The organism is Streptomyces sp. NPDC018019, assembly GCF_044327805.1.
Taxonomy (GTDB): Bacteria; Actinomycetota; Actinomycetes; order Streptomycetales; family Streptomycetaceae; genus Streptomyces.
In genome coordinates this window covers 1-18,168 of the sequence record NZ_JBIRGD010000033.1, presented here as the reverse complement: position 1 = coordinate 18,168, position 18,168 = coordinate 1, and the positions used below count along the sequence as shown (strand labels likewise).

Sequence of the window (18,168 nt, the reverse complement as noted above, 5' to 3'; positions counted from 1 at the left end):
GGGGGCGCTCAGGAGGTACCGGCGGCCTCGCCGGCGCGCCCTTCGGCGCCCGCTCCAGCGCCCTCCGCGGCGCCCGCTCCAGCGCCCTCTTCGGCGAAAGCGGCCGCGAAGGCGGCGAAATCGGCGCTGCGCCAGTGCTGGGGCCGCATGCGCAGGACGATGTCGTCCGTGAGCTGGCCGGCGGTCGCCGCCAGATACGCGTGCGCCTCCTCGGCGTCCAGGTAGCGCCGGGCCAGGGCCTCGCGCACGGCCGGATCCACCGGGTCCTCGACGGCCGTGACGGGGCCCTCGACGCTGACGTACCGGTAGGGCCGCCCCTCGTCCTGTACGCACAGGCTGAACCGCCCGGCAGCGGTGGCCAGCCGAGCCTTGATGGTTTCCCGGCCCATCTCGACGAGGACCTCGCCCCCGGGCTCGTAGCCGTACCAGACCGGCACGAGCAGCGGCGCCCGGTCACCGCCTCTGGAATCGGTCACACCCAGGACGCCGACGCGCGGTTCGGCGAGGAATCGTTCACGGTTGCGACGCTCCATGGCGGGCAGCATGCGGGGGCTCCTGTCTCACGAACGGTGGCTGGAGGTGTGGTGGTGCGGCGCAGGCGCCGCGACAACAATCTTGAGAACGGGGAGATCACTCCCCGACCAAGTGGCCGACAAACATACGCTTTAGACGGTTTTAAGCCGCTTCTTGCGAGGCGTCGGGGCCGTTCGCCGATGCTGCTTCCGCTCGCAGCGGAACCGGGAGCGTGGGGAGGCGTCCCGACGTTGCCGCAGCGAGTGGCCACCACCCGGGTTTCCGGGCCTGGTCATCACCCGTCCACGAAGCCTGTCGAGGAGTCAGCGCATGACCGCAGCCCCCGCCCTCCCCGCGACCCACCGCGAGGTCCACCTCACCGCACGCCCGGCGGGCACGCCGTCCGAGGAACACTTCACGCTCGTAACGGCTCCGACGCCCGCGCCGGGGCCCGGTCAGGTGCTGATCCGCACCACGGTGCTGGCCGTTCCCGCCGTCCTGAGCGACCTGATCCGTGGCCGCGACGACCTGCCGATGCGGCCGTTCGACGTGGGTGCGTGTGTGCCGGGGCCGAGCGTCGGTGAGGTCGTCGACGCGGGCGACAGCGGTCTGCCGGTAGGTGATCTCGTCAGCACCCAGACCGGCGGCTGGCGGGAGTACGCGGCGCTGGACGCCACCGCCGTCCAGCGCCTGGACCCGCGGGAACTGCCCTACCCGGCTGCGCACCTCAACCAGGGCGCCGCCGCCTACCTGGGCGTCGTACGTGCCGGTGAGGTCCGCGAGGGCGACACGGTGTTCGTGACCAGCGCGGCCGGCGGAGTGGGCTCCCTGGCCGGCCAGATAGCCAGGCTGCGTGGCGCGGCGCGGGTCATCGGCTCCACCGGTTCACAGCGCAAGGCCGACATCCTGACCAAGGAACTGGGCTACGACGTCGCCGTCCTGCGCGGCGCCGGCTCCCTGGAGGAACAGCTGCGGGCGGCGGCACCCGACGGGATCGACGTCGTGATCGACAATGTGGGCGGCGAGCAGCTGAAGGCGGCCGTCGCGTTGGCGCGGCGCGGAGCGCGCATCGCGCTGATCGGAGCGCTGGCCGGACAGCTCGGCGAATCGGCCACCACGGAAATCGATCCGGTGTCCCTCATCACCCGCAGCATCACTCTGCGCGGTGCCACGCTGTACGACAACTTCGACATCGTCCCCGAATGGACCGAGGTCTTCGGCCGCGGACTGCGCGACGGCACCCTCACCTTCCCCCGCACCGTACTGAAGGGCCTCGACCACACCCCGCGCGGCCTGCGGGAACTGATCGAAGGCCGACACGTGGGGACGCTCCACGTGGAGCTGTAACCGACGGCGGTCCGGAAGATATCGAGTCCGCATCTCGGGTCAGGCGAGGGCGTCATAGACGAGGGTGTACCGCCAGAACAGGCGACGGCGTATCCGGGCGCCGGGCAGTTCCTGTGCGGCCGCGGCCCGGATATCGCGCAGGGTCTCTTTCGGGTTGGTGGTGGGGGCTGTCATGTGCAAGGGCGTCACAGCGGCGCGGTCCGGGTGTTTGACCAGCCCTACGACCGGGTTCGCGAGCGCAGCCGGCAGGGTGGCGAGCAGGTCGGCGGGCCCGTCCTCCCGGTAGCAGCCGACGATCACGAGGCGTCCGCCCGGGGCGAGGCAGCCGCGCAGTTCTCGCAGAGTGGGCACCAGTGGGAGGTGGTGCAGGACAGCGACGAGGGTGACGGCGTCCCAGCGCCGCTGCCGGTCGCGGGCTGCGAAGTCGGCTTGGACGATGGTGACCGCGGGGTCGCCGGCGAAGCGTTCCGCCGCGGCGCGGGTGGTCGCAGGGTCGGGTTCCAGCCCGGTGACGGTGGCGGCGCGGCGGCGGAGCAGGGCGGCGAGATTCCCCGTGCCGCACCCTACGTCGAGGACGTTGCGGGCCCCGGACGCGGCCACACAGTCGGCCACCCAGGGGCCGTAGTGGTCATTGTGGCTCCACGGATGCCTCTGATGGAAACGGTGGAGGCGAGACAGCAACGCCATGTCACCACAGTAGTTGGGCGCGACAACCTCGCTTTCGGCACATGTGCGGCCCTGCGGCCACGGCAATACGCCCCACGCACCCCGCCGAAAGAGTGGTGATGCGCACCCATCGTCGTCATCCGCCGGTTATTTCCCGAGCGATGTGTACATGGCGCTCGGAGGCTCAGGTGGAAGGACGGGATCGGGTGGCGGAGCCGGTTTTGGTGGTGGGTGTGGTGGCGGCGCGTACCGGGCGGCTGGCGAGTCTGGGCGATCCGCTGGCCTTCGTGCTATCCCGTCTGCGTCCGGAACTCACCCGCATCGTGAACGGTGGACGCTCCTATCGCGTGCGTCTGGCCAGTCGCGACAGTCGGTCCACGGCACAAGGCGCACGACAGGCCGTCCACGAGCTGATCGCGGACGAAGGCGCGCACATCGTGGTGACGCTGGCCGGTACGCAAGTGCTGCCGGCCGTCGCCGACGCGTGCGAGGAGGCGGGAGTGCCGTGTGTGTCGAGCACCTTCCCGTGGCAGGTCTACTACTACGGGCGCGGCGCGAGCGATTCGGCGCCGTTCCGCTTCACGTACCACTTCTGCTGGGGGCTCGACACCATCGCCGAGACCTTCGCGGACTTGTGGGAACTGGCCGACGGTCCCGAGCGTACGGTGGGCTGCCTCTGGAACGACGGTCCGCAGGGGAACTGGTCGCGCGACGCGCAGCGGGGCTTCGCGCCCGTCGCCCGGGCCCGTGGCCACCACCTGGTGGATCCGCCCGCCTACACCGAGCCCGCCGACGACCTGACCGGCCATGTGGAAGCGTTCGCCGCGGCCGGCGCCGATATCGTCACGAGCGCGGCCACCGGCCGCGACCTGGCCCGATTTCGCGCCACCGCCGCCGAGCACGGCGCCGCGCCGCGGCTGATCACCTGCTCGCGCTGGCTCGCCTACCCTCCCTCCGTCACCGCCGAGGGCCGGCAACCGGCGCAGGCGCACGTGGCGACGCTGGTCTACTGGTCCCCGGCCCACCCCTACCGTTCCTCCCTGGACGGTACGACCGCAGCCCGGCTCGCCGATGCGTACGAGCAGACCACCGGAAGGCAGTGGTTGCAGCCGCTGGGGCTGGCCTACGCCCTGTTCGAGGTGGCCACGTACGCCCTGCGTACCGCCGATGACCCCACCGACCCGGCAGCGGTCGCCGCGGCGGTCGGCCGCACCCGGCTGGAGACGGTCGCGGGGCCCTTGGACTGGACGGCAGGACCGGTACCGAACGTGGCGACCGTGCCACTCGCCGGAGGGCAGTGGCAGCCGGGCCGCCGCCACGACTATGAGCTGGCCGTGGTGACCACTTCACGCGTTGACGGGTTGGCTGCTGATGCCGATCTGGTGGTGGGACGGTAGGCCGGGCGTCCTGCGAGCCCTGCTCGGTGGCGCGCCGGGGCCGCTCCCGACGCGGCGGCGAGCGGTCGCGGCTGCTGCGTGGCCAAGTAGCTGATACGTAGCCGATGCGTTTGACCGGGCCTTCGAGGGGGCTGTCCGTGCGGCGTCCGGCCGGTGCGATCATGGCATGTGATGTACGCAGAGGAAGACGTCGCCGCAAGCGAGGACGCGGCCTCCGGGTGGCCGGACGTGCCGGGTGACACCGCGTTCACCATCAAGGTGCCCGAAGCCGATCCGCTGGTGCGGGCCGGGTTTCCCGCCCATGTGACCGTGCTGTACCCGTTTCTGCACGAGAGCCGCATCGACGCCGCGACCGACCGCGAACTGACCGGCCTCTTCGCCGGGCACGACGCCTTCACGCTCACCTTCGACACGTTCCGGCGCTACCCCGGCGTGCTCTACCTCGACCCGTGGCCGCACGACCCCGTGACCGCGCTGACCAAGGACCTCACCGGACGGTGGCCCGAGGCGGTGCCGTACCGGGGGCTGTTCGGTGCCGGTCTGACTCCGCACCTGACGGTCGCGAACAGCGAGGGCCCCGCCGCCCAGGACGCCGCGTACGACGCGTTGCAGGCCGAACTGGAGCCGCGGTTGCCGCTCAGCTGTCACGTACACGCGGTCCACCTCATCGTCTGGGACGGGGCGCGTTGGCGGGACCGGGCTGTATACCGGCTGGCGGGCCGTCACTGATCGGTCGGGGCGGGTACGCAGTCGCCGGTCGGTAGCTCATGGTCCGTCCCACGCGGCACCAGCCGCGGTCTTCGCCTGACGCCGACGGGACGCCGACAGCCGCTCGCCGCCACCGGCCATCCCCCTGTATCCCCCGACTCCCGCCCTCCCTCCACCAATTGACGCCTTGGTCCAGACCTTTTATGGTGCGACCTACCATCCGGAACCCGGCGGCGCCACACCACACCCGCCCCCCTGGTTGCGCGGCCAGGGATGCGCATTCGGTTCTCACACCCTGTACCACTCACACTCACAGGGGTGCTCATGAAAGACCGGCGCAGATTCCGCAGCAGAGCCGCGGCCCTGCTCAGCACACTGATCCTGTCCGTGGCCGCCGCGCTGACCGGCCCGGCCTCCCCCGCCCGGGCGGCGGGAACCCTCACCGCCGCCTTCACCACCGAGGACAACGGCTCCTGGTGGAAAGGCACTTATGTCGTCCGCAACGGCGGTTCCGCCGCCGTCACCGGCTGGACCCTGGAGTTCGACCTGCCGGCCGGTGTCACCATCAGCGGTCACTACAACGGCGGCGCCACCGTCGACGGCCGCCATGTGACGGTCCGGAACGCCCACTACAACGCGACCGTTCCGGCCGGCGGCAGCACCGATCCGTTCAGCTACTGGTTCATCGCCAACGGCCCCGTCGGTACGCCCACGACCTGCACCGTCAACGGAGACAAGTGCGACGGCAGCCCGGACGTCCCGCCGTCGGCCCCCGGCACGCCCCAGGTCACCGGCACCACCGCGCGCAGCGTCTCGCTGAGCTGGCCGGCCGCCGCCCAGGGCGACCACCCGGTCACCTCCTACGAGGTGCTCGGCGAGGGGCGTACGGTCGCCACGTCCGCCGGTACCACCGCGACCGTGACCGGCCTGACCCCGGCCACCCGTTATACGTTCACCGTCCGGGCCAAGGACCGGCGCGGCAACGCCGGGCCGCCGAGCGCGCCGGTGACCGCGCACACCGTGGACCCGGCGAGCGACCCCGTACCGCCGACCGCACCCGGTGGCCTGCGCTCCACCGCGACCACCTCCTCCAGCGTCTCCCTGGCCTGGGACAAGGCCACCGACAACGTCGGCGTGGTCGCGTACGACGTCTACCGGGGCGCCGAACTGGCCACCACGGTCCCCGGCGGCACCACCACCGCCACGGTCGGCGGCCTGACGCCCGCCACCACCTACGTCTTCTCCGTGAAGGCGCGCGACGCCGCCGAGAACGCCTCGCCCGCCTCCCACGCCCTGACCGTCACCACGGACGACGTGGCCGGACCCGGTAAGTACCTGAAGGTGGGCTACTTCGCGCAGTGGGGCATCTACGGCCGCCAGTACTTCGTCAAGAACCTGGACACCTCGGGTGCCGCCGCGAAACTCGACGTCATCAACTACGCCTTCGCCAACATCGATCCGAAGAACCTCACCTGTCTGGCCGGCGTGACCAAAGGCGTTTCGGGCAATCCGCAGGACCCGGACGAGGGCACCGGCGCGGGCGACGCGGACGCCGACTACGGGCGTGCGTTCCCCGCCGCGCAATCGGTGGACGGGGTGGCCGACGACGGCTGGGGCAAGCTGCGCGGCAACTTCAACCAGCTGAAGAAGCTGAAGGCGAAGCACCCGCATCTGAAGGTGGTGATGTCGCTCGGCGGCTGGACGTACTCGAAGTTCTTCTCCGACGCGGCGGCCACCGACGCCTCCCGCAAGAAGTTCGTCGCTTCCTGCATCGATGTGTGGATCAAGGGCAATCTGCCCGTCTACAACGGCGCGGGCGGCCCCGGGACGGGCGCGGGCATCTTCGACGGGATCGACCTGGACTGGGAGTGGCCGGGTGCCGAAGGCCATCCGGGCAACCACTACAGCCCCGACGACAAGGCCAACCTCGCGCTGCTGGTCAAGGAGTTCCGCCGGCAGCTCGACGCGCTGGGCGGCGAGCACAAGCTGCTGACCGCCTTCACCCCCGCCGACCCCGTCAAGATCCAGCAGGGCTGGGACCTGTCCACGATCTTCACATCGCTGGACTACGCCAACGTCCAGGGTTACGACTTCCACGGCTCGGGCAGCGACAACTCCTGGGAGCCCAGGCGCACGGGCCACCAGGCCAACCTGTACCGGGATGTCCAGGACCCGTACGACTTCCATTTCAGCGTCGAGAACGCCGTGCGCGCCTACACGGACGCGGGGGTCGCCCCGCGCAAGCTGACCATCGGGTTCCCGTTCTACGGCCGTGGCTGGAAGACCGTCGCGGACGGCGGGGTGCACGGCGAATGGCAGTCGGCGGACGGCGCGGCCCCGGGCCAGTTCCCCGAGGAGGCGGGCATCCGGGGCTATCAGAACCTCCTGGCGAACGTGCCGAACATGACCGTCCACCACGATGAGCAGTCCGTCTCGACATACGGGTACACCGGCACGAACGGTCAGTGGTGGTCCTTCGACGACACCTGGTCGATCGGGAAGAAGACGGACTGGGTCAAGTCCAAGGGCTTGCTGGGCGCCATGGTCTGGGAGATGTCCGGTGACACCCCGACGGGCACCTTGATGAAGGCCATCGCCGGCGGCCTGCCGTAGCCGGGGCCGGAGCACGCGTTCGGGTGACGGCCGGGCCACGGCCGTCACCCGGCCCGAGCCGCGGAGCCAGGAGTGCCGGCGGACGAGCGGCCCGCCCTCAGTGCGGCGACGGCGGGCGCGGGATCGTCGGCGTAGAAGCGGAAGGCGCGGGCTTCGGCGAGCTTGCCCAGGGCCCGTACGTACCGCACCGGCTCGGTGAGTTCGACGGTGACCGTCGTCATGCCGGCCACGGCCATGTCGGCGACGCCGTTTCCGTCCACGGCAGCCAGCTTGCCGTCCGGGAATCGCCGGTCCAGACGGACGGACGCTATCCGGTCGGCCGGAATCCGGATGTCCAGCAGCGCGCCGTAGCGCAGGCGCAGCGAGCCGTCGGGCCCGATCACGTGCGGGCGCACCACGCAGGAGGCGTGCAGGGCGAGGACGAAGTAGCAGCCCCAGATGTCGAGGACGAGCGTGACGGCGTGCACCACCGGCCACGGGATCAGAAAGGCGAGGCCCACGGTCTCGACGATGCAGACGAAGAGGAAGCCGTACATGACCGACACCTGTCCCGGAGCGTAGGGGACGGGGAGGTCGCCGTCGCGTACGCCGTGCGGGCCGCGGCGGGTCACCCAGCGCAGGAAGCTGGTGGAGAGGAACACCTCATGGGCGGTCAGCTTGCGTACGGGCGCCGGGACGGTGTCGGCGAGCGCGGCGCGGACGGCGCGGCGGTGGCCGAGGCCGTCCCGGCGGTGCCGGCGGTGGTCGGTCAGAAGCAGTACGGCCGCCGCGGCCATGAGAGCGAGCACCGCGAGCTCCACCGTCAGCCGGACGGCCGGGGGTATCCGCACCCCACCGGCCACGCACAGGACGAGTACCGCCTCGCCGGGGAGCAGTGCGGCAAACGCCCGGCGTACGGTCTTTCGCAACGTCTTCACCCGGCACGCTCCCGCAGCAGAACGATGGCGCGGCGCACGGCCGCGGCCTGGGCGGGGGCGAAGTCCGCGAAGAAGGCGTCCGCGAACGCGCCGTGCGCGCCCGCGTCGCCGTCCTCCCGTACGGTCATCGCCTGGAGCGCCTCGTCGGGGATGCTGCCGGCGATGGCCCGGGCGGTCTCCTCCACCCGCGGGTCGTCCTCGGCGGCCTCGGCCAGCTCGTCCAGCTGTGCGTAGACCGCGTAGGCGCGCCGGACGGCCTCCGGGTCGGCGGTGAGGCTGTGCACCATGGCGCCGAGCCAGCTGCGGTCGCCGCCTGGCGACCCGGTCTCCAGCAGGGCGAGCAGCTGCCGCTCCTTGGCCGCCATCGCCGGCTCCGGGCCGGGCAGGCTCGCCGAGGCGCGGGCCATGTCCTCGAAGACGGCTGCGAGCTCGGGCGAGACGGGGGCCTCGGCGGGCAGCCGCCCGGTCCGGCCGGCCTGCTGGAGCAGCTCGCGCAGGCGGGCACGGCGCTGCCGGATGGCCTCCTCCTGGCGGGCCAGGTCGGCGTCCAGCTCGGCGACGACCTCGACGAGGTCCTTGCCTGCGTCGTCCGCCAGGACGTCCTTCACCTCGTCCAGGCTCAGCCCCAGCTCGGTCAGCCGACGGATCCGGGCCAGCTCGACGGCGTCGCGCAGCGAGTACTCACGGTATCCGTTGGGCTGCCGCGGCGGCTCGGGCAGCAGCCCGATGCGGTGGTAGTGCCGTACGGCGCGGGTGGTGATGCCGGCGATTGCGGCAAGCTCTCCGATTCGCATGACAGCAGTAGAAACGTTGTCGTTGCGACAAGGTCAAGCGGCACGGGGCGCGGGGCCGACCGGAGTACCGGGAAGTGCTGCCGGTCTCGGGCGCCCCCGCCGTCCCGGAATTCCGGCCTGTGTCCGGCATTCGGGCCGCGTCGTCACACCGTGATCTGATGGGCGCCTCGGGCGCGGCTCGTGCGGTCCTCGTTCGGCAGGACGACGCGGATGATCAGGCCGCCGCCCTCGCGCGGCTGGGCGGTGGTGGTGCCGCCGTGGGCCCGTACCGCCGAGCGCACGATGGACAGGCCCAGACCGACGCCCTTGTCGCTGCCGGTGCGCTCGGTCCGCAGGCGGCGGAAGGGCTCGAAGAGGTTCTCCACCTCATAGGCCGGCACCGCCGGACCGGTGTTGGTGACCACCAGCACCGCACAGCCGGGCTGCGGCTCGGTGGTGACCTCCACCCACCCCGCCTCGCCCCCGCCGTCCTCCTCCGAGGACGCCGCACGCTGCGGCACGTTGTAGCGCACCGCGTTCTGCACCAGATTCAGCGCGATCCGCTCCAGCAGAACCCCATTGCCCTGCACGAACGCCTGCTGACGCACCCCCCGGATCTCCACCCCCTTGGCCTGCGCCTCGGCCCGCGCCTGATCCAGCGCCCGGGAGGCCACCTCGGCCAGATCCACCGGCTTCTTGTCCACGATCTTGTTCTCGCTGCGGGCCAGCAGCAGCAACCCCTCCACCAGCTGCTCACTGCGCTCATTGGTCGCCAGCAGCGTCTTGCCCAGCTGCGCCAGCTCCGGCGACGCATCCGGATCGGCCAGCTGCACCTCCAGCAGCGTCCGGTTGATCGCCAACGGCGTCCGCAGCTCATGCGAGGCATTGGCCACGAAACGGCGCTGCGACTCGAACGCCCGGTCCAGCCGGTCCAGCATCTCGTCGAAGGTGTCCGCCAGCTCCTTGAGCTCATCGTCCGGACCGCCCAGCTCGATACGGCGGTGCAGATCCGAACCCGCCACCCGCTGCGCGGTACGGGTGATCCGGCCCAACGGCGACAGCACCCGGCCCGCCATCGCATACCCGAAGGCGAACGCGACCACGGTCAGCCCCAGCAACGCCAGCAGCGAACGGTTGAGGAACGTCTTCAGGACCTGTGTGCGCTGGTCGCGGAGGCAGTGGCCGATCGCCGCGTTGATGTCGTCGGCCGTGCCGCCCGACTGCTGAGCACGGCAATTGGCGTTGCCGAGTGTGATGTCGGTGCCGGAAACCCGGAGTTCCAGGGAGCCTTCTTCGAGGGTGTTGGCCGCGGACATGTAGATGATCGCGAGGAGCACCACACCTGCCATCAGGAACATGCCGCCGTAGAGCAGCGTGAGCCGTATCCGGATGGTGGGCCGGAACCATTGCACCGGTCCGCGGGCGAGGTCGAGACCGGGGCCGGTGTGGGAGGCGGTGCCGGACTTCGCGAGTGTGGTCGTGGGTGTGGCCGCGCTTACGGTCGCGGGCGGTGGCGGTTCGGAAGGGGCAACCATGGCGATCAGCCCCGGTGGCCCGGCGAAGCGGGTACGACGGCCGGGGCCGGGGCGGTGTACAGGCGCACTGCTGGTCCTTCCTCAGGTACCGCGAAGCGCGGCACGGCACATGTCAAGCTTCACCCATCCTGCATCGGCACGCCGTAAGTCGGCGGTAAGGGACGCGGGTGAGGTGCGGTCGAGGGCGGTGCCGGGCGCAGTTACGCGGCCTGTCTCCGGAGTACGTCGCAGGTGTACCGGAACTCGTCCATCAGCCGGGTGGCCTCCACGACGAGCACGCCGTACGGGTAGGCCGGGTTGGTCAGCGGCAGCCCGTCCTGTTCGGCCTGGTCCGTCACCTGGCGGCAGCACCGCTGTGCCTGGTCCGCGAGCCGGCACAGTTCGTCGGTCTGGTCGGCCAGCGTGTCCTCGTCCAGCTCTCCCAGGACCTGGACGATCCGGGAGACGGCCTCCAGGAAGTCGGCGTAGTTGCACAGGAAGCGCCGGTCGCGGTCGCTGCCGTCCTGGCGCCACTGGTCGAGGCTGCGGATGAGCGAGGCCATCTGGTACATGGTCCGCTCCAGCGCCTTGAGCACCGCGCCGTACCCTTCGAAGCCCTTGGGGTCCCGGTAGCGGCCCAGCCGGCTGCGGGGGTTGAAGTAGAGGCTCTCGCGCGCCGTCCGCAGCCTGTTCTCGGCCTGCCGGATCAGCTCGCCGGTCTGCTCGGCCCGACCCCGCCAGTGGCTGATCCGCTCCTCCTCCATCTCCCCCTGGCGCATCGCCGGGTACATGTCGCTGACCAGGTCGCACAGTGCGCGGGCGAGGGTATGGATGCCGTGCTCGGCACTGCGGTAGCGCAGGGGCGGGACCAGGGTGACGTTGACGATCACGCCGACGCCGCACCCGATGAGGACCAGCAGGATGATCTGCGCCAGGTGAGTGATCTTGCCGAGGCCGGCCGGGGCCGTGACATAGGTGGAGAAGGCGAAGAACGCCGCCGTTGCCACCTGCGAGCCCTGCGACCCGAGGGCCGGCCACCGGCCGATGGTGAGGGCGACCACCGCCACCAGCGCGAAGGTGAGCAGGTCGGGACCGGCCAAGTAGCCCAGGGCCGCCTGTACGGCGACTCCGGTCGCCACCGCACCCACGTACCGCAGCGACTGGAGCAGGGACTGATACACCGTCACCTGCATGATCAGCACCGCGGAGAACGGCGCGAACGCCGGTGACTCGGCTTCGAGCAGGTTGTACGAGAAGAACCAGGCGATGGTCGCCGCCAGCGTGCTCTTGCCGATCAGCAGCAGCGTGTGGCGTTCGTGGCCCGCCGATCCCCAGGCCCGGGCCCACCACTGCCGTACGCGAGCGATCCGCCCCTGCGCCGCGGGCTCCTCCCGGTGGAAGGCCCAGGCCCCGGTCTCGGTTCTGGTCCCGGTCGCGCCGCGGTGCGTACGGGGCTCCTCGTCGTCGGTGCCCGTCCCCCGCCGCTCCGTCCGGCGGTTCCGCTGGTGCGCCTCGTGCTGCTGCTTCCGTGCCTGACCGGCCATGCACGCTCCGTTCCTCATCCGGTCCGCCGCTGTCCGCGGACCGTACGTTTCCTTTCGGTTCCCCGTGGGCTCGGTACCCCGTGGGCGCGGTACCGTCCCCGGCTCCTCGACGAGGGCCGGGCCGCGTCGCACGGTGCCGCTTCCGGTTCCGGCTCAGGCCGCCGCGCGGTACGTGCCCGCCGGCGCCCGTGACACCTCCGTCCGTATCCGGGTGAGCGCCCGGTTGAGCAGGCGGGACACGTGCATCTGCGTGACGCCCAGCTCGGCGGCGATGGCGCTCTGCGTCATGTCCTGGAAGAACCGCAGGTAGAGGATGCGGCGGTCGCGCTCGGGCAGCCGGGCCAGGACCGGCTTGACCGCTTCGCGGTCCTCGACGAGCGCGAAGGCGTCTTCGAGCGCGCCGAGGACGTGCAAGAGGGTGGGGTGCTCCGAGCCGCCGCCGTCGCCGTGATCGAGGGCCGCGTCCAGGGAGAGCGACCGGTAGGTCTCCAGGGCCCTCAGCCCGAGGGTGACGTCCTGTTCGGACAGCTGGGTGTACGCGGCGATCCGTTCCGTACCGGGTGTGCGCCCGTCCAGGGTGGTGCTCAGCTCCTTGACCGCGATGCGGACCTTGTTGCGCAGGTCCTGGATACGGCGCGGAACGTGGACGTGCCAGGTGTGGTCGCGGAAGTGCCGTTTGAGTTCGCCGGTGATGGTGGGGACGGCGAACTGCTCGAACGCGTCGGCGCGGTCGGGATCGAAGCGGTCGACGGCCTTGACCAGGCCCAGGGCGGCGACCTGCTTCAGGTCGTCCAGGTGTTCGCCGCGCTCCCGCAGCCGGTACGCCAGCCGGTGGGCCATCGGGAGCCATGCGGTGATGACGCGCTGCCGTATCCGTTCCCTGACCGGCCCGTCCTCCAGCGTTGCCAGCAGACGGAACTCGTCGCTGGTGTCGACATCGTGGGCACCGCGCTCGCCGGGGCGCGCGGTCGCGGGGGTGGCCATCGCCGGCTCTCCTTTGCCGCTCAAGGGTGGTGTCCGCAGGCGGGCGAGAGGCCGGGTCCGGAAAACGGCAGACGGACCCCTCGCCCGGAAAGGGGAAGGGTGCCTACGGTTCCGAAGCACTGCCGCTCGTGTGTCCCGGCCGGCGCCCCTTACACCCGGCGCCACGGCGTCATCGCTGTGGTGTGGGTCACGGGCGGGGCGGAGTGCCGGGCGAGGGTACGCGGCGATGACCACGGCGACAGTGCCCGCGCCACGGAAGCCGGCGGCCGGCGCGTCGGCGGCCTCAGCCGCCCAGGGCCGCCGTCATGCGGTCGAGGTCGGCGAGGAGGGCGGCCAGGCGGCGCGGCGGGATGGCGTCGATCATCCGCCCCTCAATGGCGTAGACGGCGCTGCGGGCCGCGTCGAGACGGCCCCGGCCCTCTTCGGTGAGGTGGGCGGGGAGGGCACGGCCGTGGTCGGTGGTGCTGGGCCGGGCGACCAGCCCGGCGTCCTGGAGGCCGCGCAGCACGACGTTCATGGACTGGCGCGTGACGAACGCGCCGCGGGCGAGTTCGGCGTTGGACAGGCCCGGCTGCTGGTCGAGGAGTTCGAGGCAGGCGTACTGCGGTACGGTCAGGCCGTGCTCGCGCAGGGCCTTGTCCATGGCGCCGCGCAGCGCCGCGGCGGAGCGCTTGAGGCGGTAGCCCACATGCTCGGTGACGTCCTGGGCGGGGTGCGGCGGGGCTACGGGCTTCCGGTCTTTCATGTCAGTATTTTGACACACCCCGTCGGGCGCGGCTTCCTGATTCTCAGGCCGCGCAGGACACCCGCGTCGCCTCCGGTGCGTCTCGCCCCAAGCTCCAGGGGGCGTCAAACGGGGGCGCGCCCCGATTCCGTCTGCGCCCTCTGGAAGCCACCCACGCTCCGGTACGGGCACCGTGCGCCGGTACTGCGCGACCACGGCCTCCGCGTAACCGTTCCCAGGGGGTTTTGTGATGTTTTTGTAGGCACACTCTCTCCTTGGGGAAGTCGCGGACTTCGGGGGCGCGGGGGAGGGCATCATGAGTTGCAGCCGATGCGGTGCCGAGGTCATTCAAGGGCCCGACGGCAGATGGTCGTGCAATTGCGGAGCGTCCGGATGACGGAAAAGCAAGGTGTCCCAGCGGAGGAGTGCACGGGCGTGGGTGACCCCCGCCCCCCGTACTTCACCTCCGCCACGTGCCCGGAGTGCCAAAGCGCCAACGACGGCCTCAACGGCCGTTTCGCGTGCGGCGCCTGCGGCACCACCTACGCCTTGGAGCCACCGGTCCTCTGACACCGGGCGCACCGGCGCCCCGGGCCCCGGGAGTCCCGGACGCCGGAAGCGCTGGACGTCGGAAGTGCTGGACGCCGGCACCGCGACGGGTCGGGTGAGCCGACGCACCCGAGGGGCCCGGCACAGCGACTCCCCCGCACCCGGCCGCGTACCGCGCCCCCAGATCATCCCTCGGCCCGCTCCTGGGTGATGCTCCAGGCGTACTGCATCCAGTCGGAGATCGTCACGGCGCTCAGGCCGCCGGCGACGAGGCGGGTGGCCCGGGGCGCCACCGTGTAACCGCAGACCAGTGAGGTGCTGATCCAGGCGGCGAGGCAGAAGGGGCAGGCGAGCAGTTCGCCGACGGCCAGGCGCAGGCCGTGTCCGCGGGGCTCGTCCATGACCTCGCTGGCGCTGATGGCCTCTTTGCGCCGGGTGAACGGCGCCCGCACCAGGCTGGTGATCTTGTCCTTCGCGAGCAGCCGCGACGCCTTGTACGTCGCGGTGCCCAGGAGCAGCAGATCCCACGGGGGGATACGGGAGGGCAAGGTCCGCCCGGACTTCCGGAAACCCAGGGCGAACAGGGCCGTGGCTCCGGCGTAGCTTCCCGCCAGCACGGCGTAGCCCCGCAAGGGAATCCCCTCCCCCGGCGCGTACACCTCGCCCCCGCGGCCCGCTCCGCAGTGCCGGTGGCCCCCGGCCGCTGCCGAGCCGACGCGGTCCCCCGTACCGCCGGGCTTGCCCTCTTCCGGGAGCGGATTGAATGCCATGGTGCCTCCTACGACGACGTTGCCGGGTGGACCGGTACCCCCGCCGCCGCCCGGTGCACGCCCGGAGGCCGAGATGCGGCCGAACGCGTCGCCGAAAGAGGTACGTGCGGCAGCCCGGCGGAGCCCTCGTGCAGCGACTCCGCCGCCAGGCCACCCGGCCTCACCCGCGCCGTACGCAGGCGCCTACTGGGCCCACGGGGGCGGGAATGTCGCGTCTCCGAGAGTGGCCCGCATCCCGGCCGAGGTGATGACGTTGACGGTCGCGGGCGCGTCGGCGGCGGCGTTGCGGAGGTGCAGCTCGGTGTGCGGAGGCACGATGACGGCGTCGCCCGGCCCGGCGACGACCTCCTCGCCGCCGACGGTCGCCGCTATCCGGCCGGTCTGTACGACGAAAACCTCCTCGCGATCCATGCTGTGCGGCTCACTGGTCGCGCCGGGCGCCGCGTGCAGCGCCCAGACCGCCAGTTCCGTGCTGCCACGCGAGGGGACCGCGAGAGGGCGGAAGGTGAAGCCGGGTCGCTCAAAGGTCGGAGCGTCGGCTCCAGTGGACAAGGGCATGGCACGTCCTTCACGGGTGCGAGGGGAACGACGGGGAGGCGGGACGCCGGCTCGGCGGACCCCGCAGTAGACAACTTGGTTGTCTTGTTGGAGGGTAGGGGTGGCAACGGGGATGGTCAACCAGGCTGTCTACCAGGATTGCGTTGGCGTCGTTCCGCGGCACCACGACCGAGAGACCCCCGAGAGTCCGCCGAAACCGCTTCGCGGAAGGAGAACCGTGGCCGTGCACGCCCCACATGACGAGCCGAGGCCGAAGAGCGGGCCGGGCGACCTGCCCGGCCAGGTCCCGCTGCTGCTCGCGATGGCCTTCCGGGCGATGAACGACCGGTTCCAGAGCCGGCTGGCGGAATTGGGCCGCGAGCCGCTGCGCCCCGCGCACGGGTACACCTTCCGCTATCTCGCCGCGCACACCGACGCGACCACGGTCGACCTCGCCGCCTACTTGGGCATCACCAAGCAGGCCGCTTCCAAGGCCGTCACGGAACTGGAGGGGTGGGGGTACCTGACACGCCACCCCCACCCACGCGACCGCCGCGCCCACATCCTCGCCCTCACCGAGCGCGGGCGCGACTACCTCCGCCAGGCCGATCAGCTCTGGACCGAAGCCGAGCAGGAGTGGGCCGGACTGATCGGCGCCGACCGTCTGGCGGCGGTCCGCGCCGACCTGGAGACGTACCTCCGCCACACGTACGGCGGCACCGAGGTCCCGCTGCGCCCGGTGTGGTGAGTCCCGCACACCCTTCGGTCGTGGTGAGGATGCCGCGTCATCCGGCGCCGGAGCAGGGTGGCACGGTCCGGGTACAGCAGCGTCGAGCGCGCGGGGGTACCGTCGGCGCCCTGCCCGCTCCGCGCCGCCCCGCCCCCGCGTTCGCCCTCTTCCTGCTGGCCCCGTTCGTCGGTGAGTTCCTGCTGGGCAACCTCACCCTCGCCGAGCTGCCCCTCGGACTGGTGCTGGCCCCGATGCACGGCTGCGGGGCACTCCTGGTACGGGAGTTGGGCCGGCGCAGCGGCGGCGGATGGCCGACCATGGGCTGCTGGCGGCGGCGTACGCGCTGATCGAGGAAGGGCCGGTCGACCAGATGCTGTGGAACGACTCGTACGCGGGGAACGACCTGCTGCACGGGCCGTCCTACCTCCCGTCACTGGGGATGAGCGTGGAGCTGCCCCAGACGGTGCTGGCGCTGCACACGGTGTGGAGCATCTGCGTACCGATCGCCCTGGTGGAGACCCTGACCCGGACGCGGCGCAGCGAACCGTGGCTGGGCCGTGCCGGGCTCGCGGTGGTGGCCGCCGTGTTCGTCGCGGGCGCGGTGCTCGTCTTCCGGGGGAATTACGGCGAGGAGCGGTTCATCGCCTCACCCGCCCAGCTCACGGGCGCCTTCCTGGCCATCGCCGCGCTGGTCGCCGCGGCCTTCGCCGTACGGACGCGCCGGCTGCCGCGACTGCCGGGCCGGGCGCCCGCGCCGTGGCGGGCGGGGGCGGCGGCGCTGGTCGTGACGAGTGCGTACTGGGGGCCGCTCAATCCGATCACCGACGACTGGTTCGAGTGGGTCGGGGTGGGCGTATGGTGCGTGGGAACGGTGCTGGGGGTGTGGTGGGTGAGACGCTGGTCCCGGCAGGAGGGATGGGGCGTGCGCCACCGGTTCGCGTCGGCGGCCGGCGCGCTCCTCACGTACGTCTGGGTATCGTTCCCGGTCCGGCCCGAATCCGGCGGCTCCGTCCGCGCGGAACTGGAGCGCCGACGGGTTCCCTCTGGGAGGCCGTGTGAGCGTTGTGGCTGTTCGTGCAGGTCGGAGACAGAGGGGAACGCTTCACCCGATCGTGTGAGGATCTGATGATTCCTCGCAGATTCCAGGAGTTCTCTCTCCAATTTGCTTGCTTGTGAAGGATTCCGGGACCCGCCGCTTCTCTCTGATCAGCGGTGGCGAGGTAGTTGAGCTGGACCGGCCCGGCGAGCAGGAGCGGCCGGAGCCGGGCCTGGCCGACGTGCTGACGCTGCAGCGGCAGAGCGCGGCAACCGCATCGGCGGAAGCCGAGCGGGCCCTGTTCCAGGATTCCCTCGCCGAACACGTGGGGGCCAGGGACGTCGCGGGACTGTCACCGCGGCCCCTGGAGTCGCTGGTCCAGCCGGTGCTGGAGATCTGCTCATACTACGACGTCATGCCGTGGCACCTGAGCTCGCGGCAGCTGGACAAGTACTTCGCGGGGCCGGGCAAACGGCCGCGGCACAACACGGTCCGCTCGAAGGTCAACCGGATCGATCTGTACTACGCCTTCCTGGAGCAGCGGTACGCCGGCGAGATTCACCGGCGCTTCGGCGCGGTGGTCCAGTCGCCGGTTGATGCGTTCAACCGGCCTGTGCACCGCGGCGATTTCGGGTTGCGGATCCCGCCGTCGGCGCGGGCGACGAAGGAGTTCTTCGCTGCGTGGCGCCAGGCTCTGCCACGGGCGCGGAAGTATCCGGTGGCGGTCCGCAACTATGTGATGTCGAAGCACGCGGTGGGTTCGGCCTTGCGGCCTTCCTGCTCGCGGACCAGGTGGTGCAGGGGGATGCCGAGTTTCTCGATGGTGCCGTCGGCACTCCAGGTGCT

At 71.4% G+C, this 18,168-nt stretch carries 18 protein-coding genes and 1 pseudogene; 8 read left to right on the top strand and 11 right to left on the bottom strand.

What is annotated here, in order from left to right:
- Positions 1 to 8: 8 nt before the first annotated feature.
- Positions 9 to 545 (bottom strand): pyridoxamine 5'-phosphate oxidase family protein, encoded by a 537-nt coding sequence (locus ACH4FX_RS36610; protein ID WP_398485792.1) that lies wholly within the window; start codon positions 543 to 545, stop codon positions 9 to 11.
- Between the two features lie 298 nt (positions 546 to 843).
- Here ACH4FX_RS36610 and ACH4FX_RS36605 point away from each other — a divergent pair, with 298 nt between their 5' ends.
- Positions 844 to 1,860 carry an MDR family NADP-dependent oxidoreductase gene (locus tag ACH4FX_RS36605; protein ID WP_398485791.1) on the top strand — a complete coding sequence of 339 codons (1,017 nt, stop codon included), beginning with the start codon at positions 844 to 846 and terminating at the stop codon, positions 1,858 to 1,860.
- A 39-nt stretch (positions 1,861 to 1,899) separates the two neighbouring features.
- On the opposite strand, the gene ACH4FX_RS36600 is transcribed toward ACH4FX_RS36605, so the two are convergent.
- Positions 1,900 to 2,547 (bottom strand): class I SAM-dependent methyltransferase, encoded by a 648-nt coding sequence (locus ACH4FX_RS36600; RefSeq protein WP_398485790.1) that lies wholly within the window; start codon positions 2,545 to 2,547, stop codon positions 1,900 to 1,902.
- A 185-nt stretch (positions 2,548 to 2,732) separates the two neighbouring features.
- Between ACH4FX_RS36600 and ACH4FX_RS36595 the strand changes: the two genes are divergently transcribed.
- From ACH4FX_RS36595 to ACH4FX_RS36585, 3 genes are all read left to right on the top strand, one after another.
- Complete coding sequence (locus ACH4FX_RS36595; RefSeq protein WP_398485789.1) at positions 2,733 to 3,923, top strand: ABC transporter substrate-binding protein; 1,191 nt, start codon at positions 2,733 to 2,735, stop codon at positions 3,921 to 3,923.
- Positions 3,924 to 4,094: 171 nt separating this feature from the next.
- Positions 4,095 to 4,652, top strand: a complete 558-nt coding sequence (locus ACH4FX_RS36590) for a 2'-5' RNA ligase family protein (protein WP_398485788.1) — start codon at positions 4,095 to 4,097, stop codon at positions 4,650 to 4,652.
- A gap of 303 nt (positions 4,653 to 4,955) precedes the next feature.
- Positions 4,956 to 7,244 carry a glycosyl hydrolase family 18 protein gene (locus tag ACH4FX_RS36585; RefSeq protein WP_398485822.1) on the top strand — a complete coding sequence of 763 codons (2,289 nt, stop codon included), beginning with the start codon at positions 4,956 to 4,958 and terminating at the stop codon, positions 7,242 to 7,244.
- A gap of 44 nt (positions 7,245 to 7,288) precedes the next feature.
- On the opposite strand, the gene ACH4FX_RS36580 is transcribed toward ACH4FX_RS36585, so the two are convergent.
- From ACH4FX_RS36580 to ACH4FX_RS36555, 6 genes are all read right to left on the bottom strand, one after another.
- The gene (locus ACH4FX_RS36580; RefSeq protein WP_398485787.1) at positions 7,289 to 8,161 is read right to left on the bottom strand and encodes a hypothetical protein; all 873 of its coding nucleotides are present in this window, start codon (positions 8,159 to 8,161) and stop codon (positions 7,289 to 7,291) included.
- On the bottom strand, positions 8,158 to 8,955 hold the full coding sequence (locus ACH4FX_RS36575) for a MerR family transcriptional regulator (protein WP_398485786.1): 798 nt from the start codon (positions 8,953 to 8,955) through the stop codon (positions 8,158 to 8,160). The genes ACH4FX_RS36580 and ACH4FX_RS36575 overlap by 4 nt, the downstream gene beginning before the upstream one ends.
- A 143-nt stretch (positions 8,956 to 9,098) precedes the next feature.
- Positions 9,099 to 10,469 (bottom strand): sensor histidine kinase, encoded by a 1,371-nt coding sequence (locus ACH4FX_RS36570; RefSeq protein WP_398485785.1) that lies wholly within the window; start codon positions 10,467 to 10,469, stop codon positions 9,099 to 9,101.
- 200 nt (positions 10,470 to 10,669) lie between these two features.
- On the bottom strand, positions 10,670 to 11,992 hold the full coding sequence (locus tag ACH4FX_RS36565) for an aromatic acid exporter family protein (protein WP_398485784.1): 1,323 nt from the start codon (positions 11,990 to 11,992) through the stop codon (positions 10,670 to 10,672).
- Positions 11,993 to 12,145: 153 nt separating this feature from the next.
- Complete coding sequence (locus ACH4FX_RS36560) at positions 12,146 to 12,976, bottom strand: SigB/SigF/SigG family RNA polymerase sigma factor (RefSeq protein WP_398485783.1); 831 nt, start codon at positions 12,974 to 12,976, stop codon at positions 12,146 to 12,148.
- Positions 12,977 to 13,259: 283 nt separating this feature from the next.
- Positions 13,260 to 13,721 (bottom strand): MarR family winged helix-turn-helix transcriptional regulator, encoded by a 462-nt coding sequence (locus ACH4FX_RS36555; RefSeq protein ID WP_398485782.1) that lies wholly within the window; start codon positions 13,719 to 13,721, stop codon positions 13,260 to 13,262.
- A 414-nt stretch (positions 13,722 to 14,135) separates the two neighbouring features.
- Between ACH4FX_RS36555 and ACH4FX_RS36550 the strand changes: the two genes are divergently transcribed.
- Positions 14,136 to 14,270, top strand: coding sequence for a hypothetical protein (locus ACH4FX_RS36550; protein WP_398485781.1), 135 nt, complete (start codon positions 14,136 to 14,138; stop codon positions 14,268 to 14,270).
- Between the two features lie 164 nt (positions 14,271 to 14,434).
- Here the strand turns inward: ACH4FX_RS36550 and ACH4FX_RS36545 are convergent, their stop codons facing one another.
- Together ACH4FX_RS36545 and ACH4FX_RS36540 are read right to left on the bottom strand one after the other, a co-directional pair.
- Complete coding sequence (locus tag ACH4FX_RS36545) at positions 14,435 to 15,019, bottom strand: DUF1360 domain-containing protein (protein WP_398485780.1); 585 nt, start codon at positions 15,017 to 15,019, stop codon at positions 14,435 to 14,437.
- A gap of 183 nt (positions 15,020 to 15,202) precedes the next feature.
- Entirely contained in the window at positions 15,203 to 15,577 is a 375-nt protein-coding gene (locus ACH4FX_RS36540; protein WP_398485779.1) for a cupin domain-containing protein, read from the bottom strand.
- A gap of 223 nt (positions 15,578 to 15,800) precedes the next feature.
- Here ACH4FX_RS36540 and ACH4FX_RS36535 point away from each other — a divergent pair, with 223 nt between their 5' ends.
- From ACH4FX_RS36535 to ACH4FX_RS36525, 3 genes are read left to right on the top strand one after another with little or no spacing between them, the layout of a single operon-like run.
- On the top strand, positions 15,801 to 16,304 hold the full coding sequence (locus tag ACH4FX_RS36535; protein ID WP_398485778.1) for a MarR family winged helix-turn-helix transcriptional regulator: 504 nt from the start codon (positions 15,801 to 15,803) through the stop codon (positions 16,302 to 16,304).
- Between the two features lie 20 nt (positions 16,305 to 16,324).
- Positions 16,325 to 16,633, top strand: coding sequence for a hypothetical protein (locus ACH4FX_RS36530; protein WP_398485777.1), 309 nt, complete (start codon positions 16,325 to 16,327; stop codon positions 16,631 to 16,633).
- A complete protein-coding gene (locus ACH4FX_RS36525) occupies positions 16,594 to 17,412 on the top strand; it encodes a DUF998 domain-containing protein (RefSeq protein WP_398485776.1) in 819 nt (272 codons plus the stop codon). The genes ACH4FX_RS36530 and ACH4FX_RS36525 overlap by 40 nt, the downstream gene beginning before the upstream one ends.
- 657 nt (positions 17,413 to 18,069) lie before the next feature.
- On the opposite strand, the pseudogene ACH4FX_RS36520 reads toward ACH4FX_RS36525, so the two are convergent.
- Positions 18,070 to 18,168 (bottom strand): annotated as a pseudogene (locus ACH4FX_RS36520) (IS5/IS1182 family transposase); the annotation flags it as partial.

Coding starts and splice junctions, on each gene's coding strand:
- ACH4FX_RS36610 (WP_398485792.1), bottom strand. CDS start 545: ATGCTGCCCGCCATGGAGCGTCGCAACCGTGAACGATTCCTCGCCGAA.
- ACH4FX_RS36605 (WP_398485791.1), top strand. CDS start 844: ATGACCGCAGCCCCCGCCCTCCCCGCGACCCACCGCGAGGTCCACCTC.
- ACH4FX_RS36600 (WP_398485790.1), bottom strand. CDS start 2,547: ATGGCGTTGCTGTCTCGCCTCCACCGTTTCCATCAGAGGCATCCGTGG.
- ACH4FX_RS36590 (WP_398485788.1), top strand. CDS start 4,095: ATGTACGCAGAGGAAGACGTCGCCGCAAGCGAGGACGCGGCCTCCGGG.
- ACH4FX_RS36585 (WP_398485822.1), top strand. CDS start 4,956: ATGAAAGACCGGCGCAGATTCCGCAGCAGAGCCGCGGCCCTGCTCAGC.
- ACH4FX_RS36575 (WP_398485786.1), bottom strand. CDS start 8,955: ATGCGAATCGGAGAGCTTGCCGCAATCGCCGGCATCACCACCCGCGCC.
- ACH4FX_RS36570 (WP_398485785.1), bottom strand. CDS start 10,469: ATGGTTGCCCCTTCCGAACCGCCACCGCCCGCGACCGTAAGCGCGGCC.
- ACH4FX_RS36565 (WP_398485784.1), bottom strand. CDS start 11,992: ATGGCCGGTCAGGCACGGAAGCAGCAGCACGAGGCGCACCAGCGGAAC.
- ACH4FX_RS36560 (WP_398485783.1), bottom strand. CDS start 12,976: ATGGCCACCCCCGCGACCGCGCGCCCCGGCGAGCGCGGTGCCCACGAT.
- ACH4FX_RS36555 (WP_398485782.1), bottom strand. CDS start 13,721: ATGAAAGACCGGAAGCCCGTAGCCCCGCCGCACCCCGCCCAGGACGTC.
- ACH4FX_RS36545 (WP_398485780.1), bottom strand. CDS start 15,019: ATGGCATTCAATCCGCTCCCGGAAGAGGGCAAGCCCGGCGGTACGGGG.
- ACH4FX_RS36540 (WP_398485779.1), bottom strand. CDS start 15,577: ATGCCCTTGTCCACTGGAGCCGACGCTCCGACCTTTGAGCGACCCGGC.
- ACH4FX_RS36525 (WP_398485776.1), top strand. CDS start 16,594: ATGGCCGACCATGGGCTGCTGGCGGCGGCGTACGCGCTGATCGAGGAA.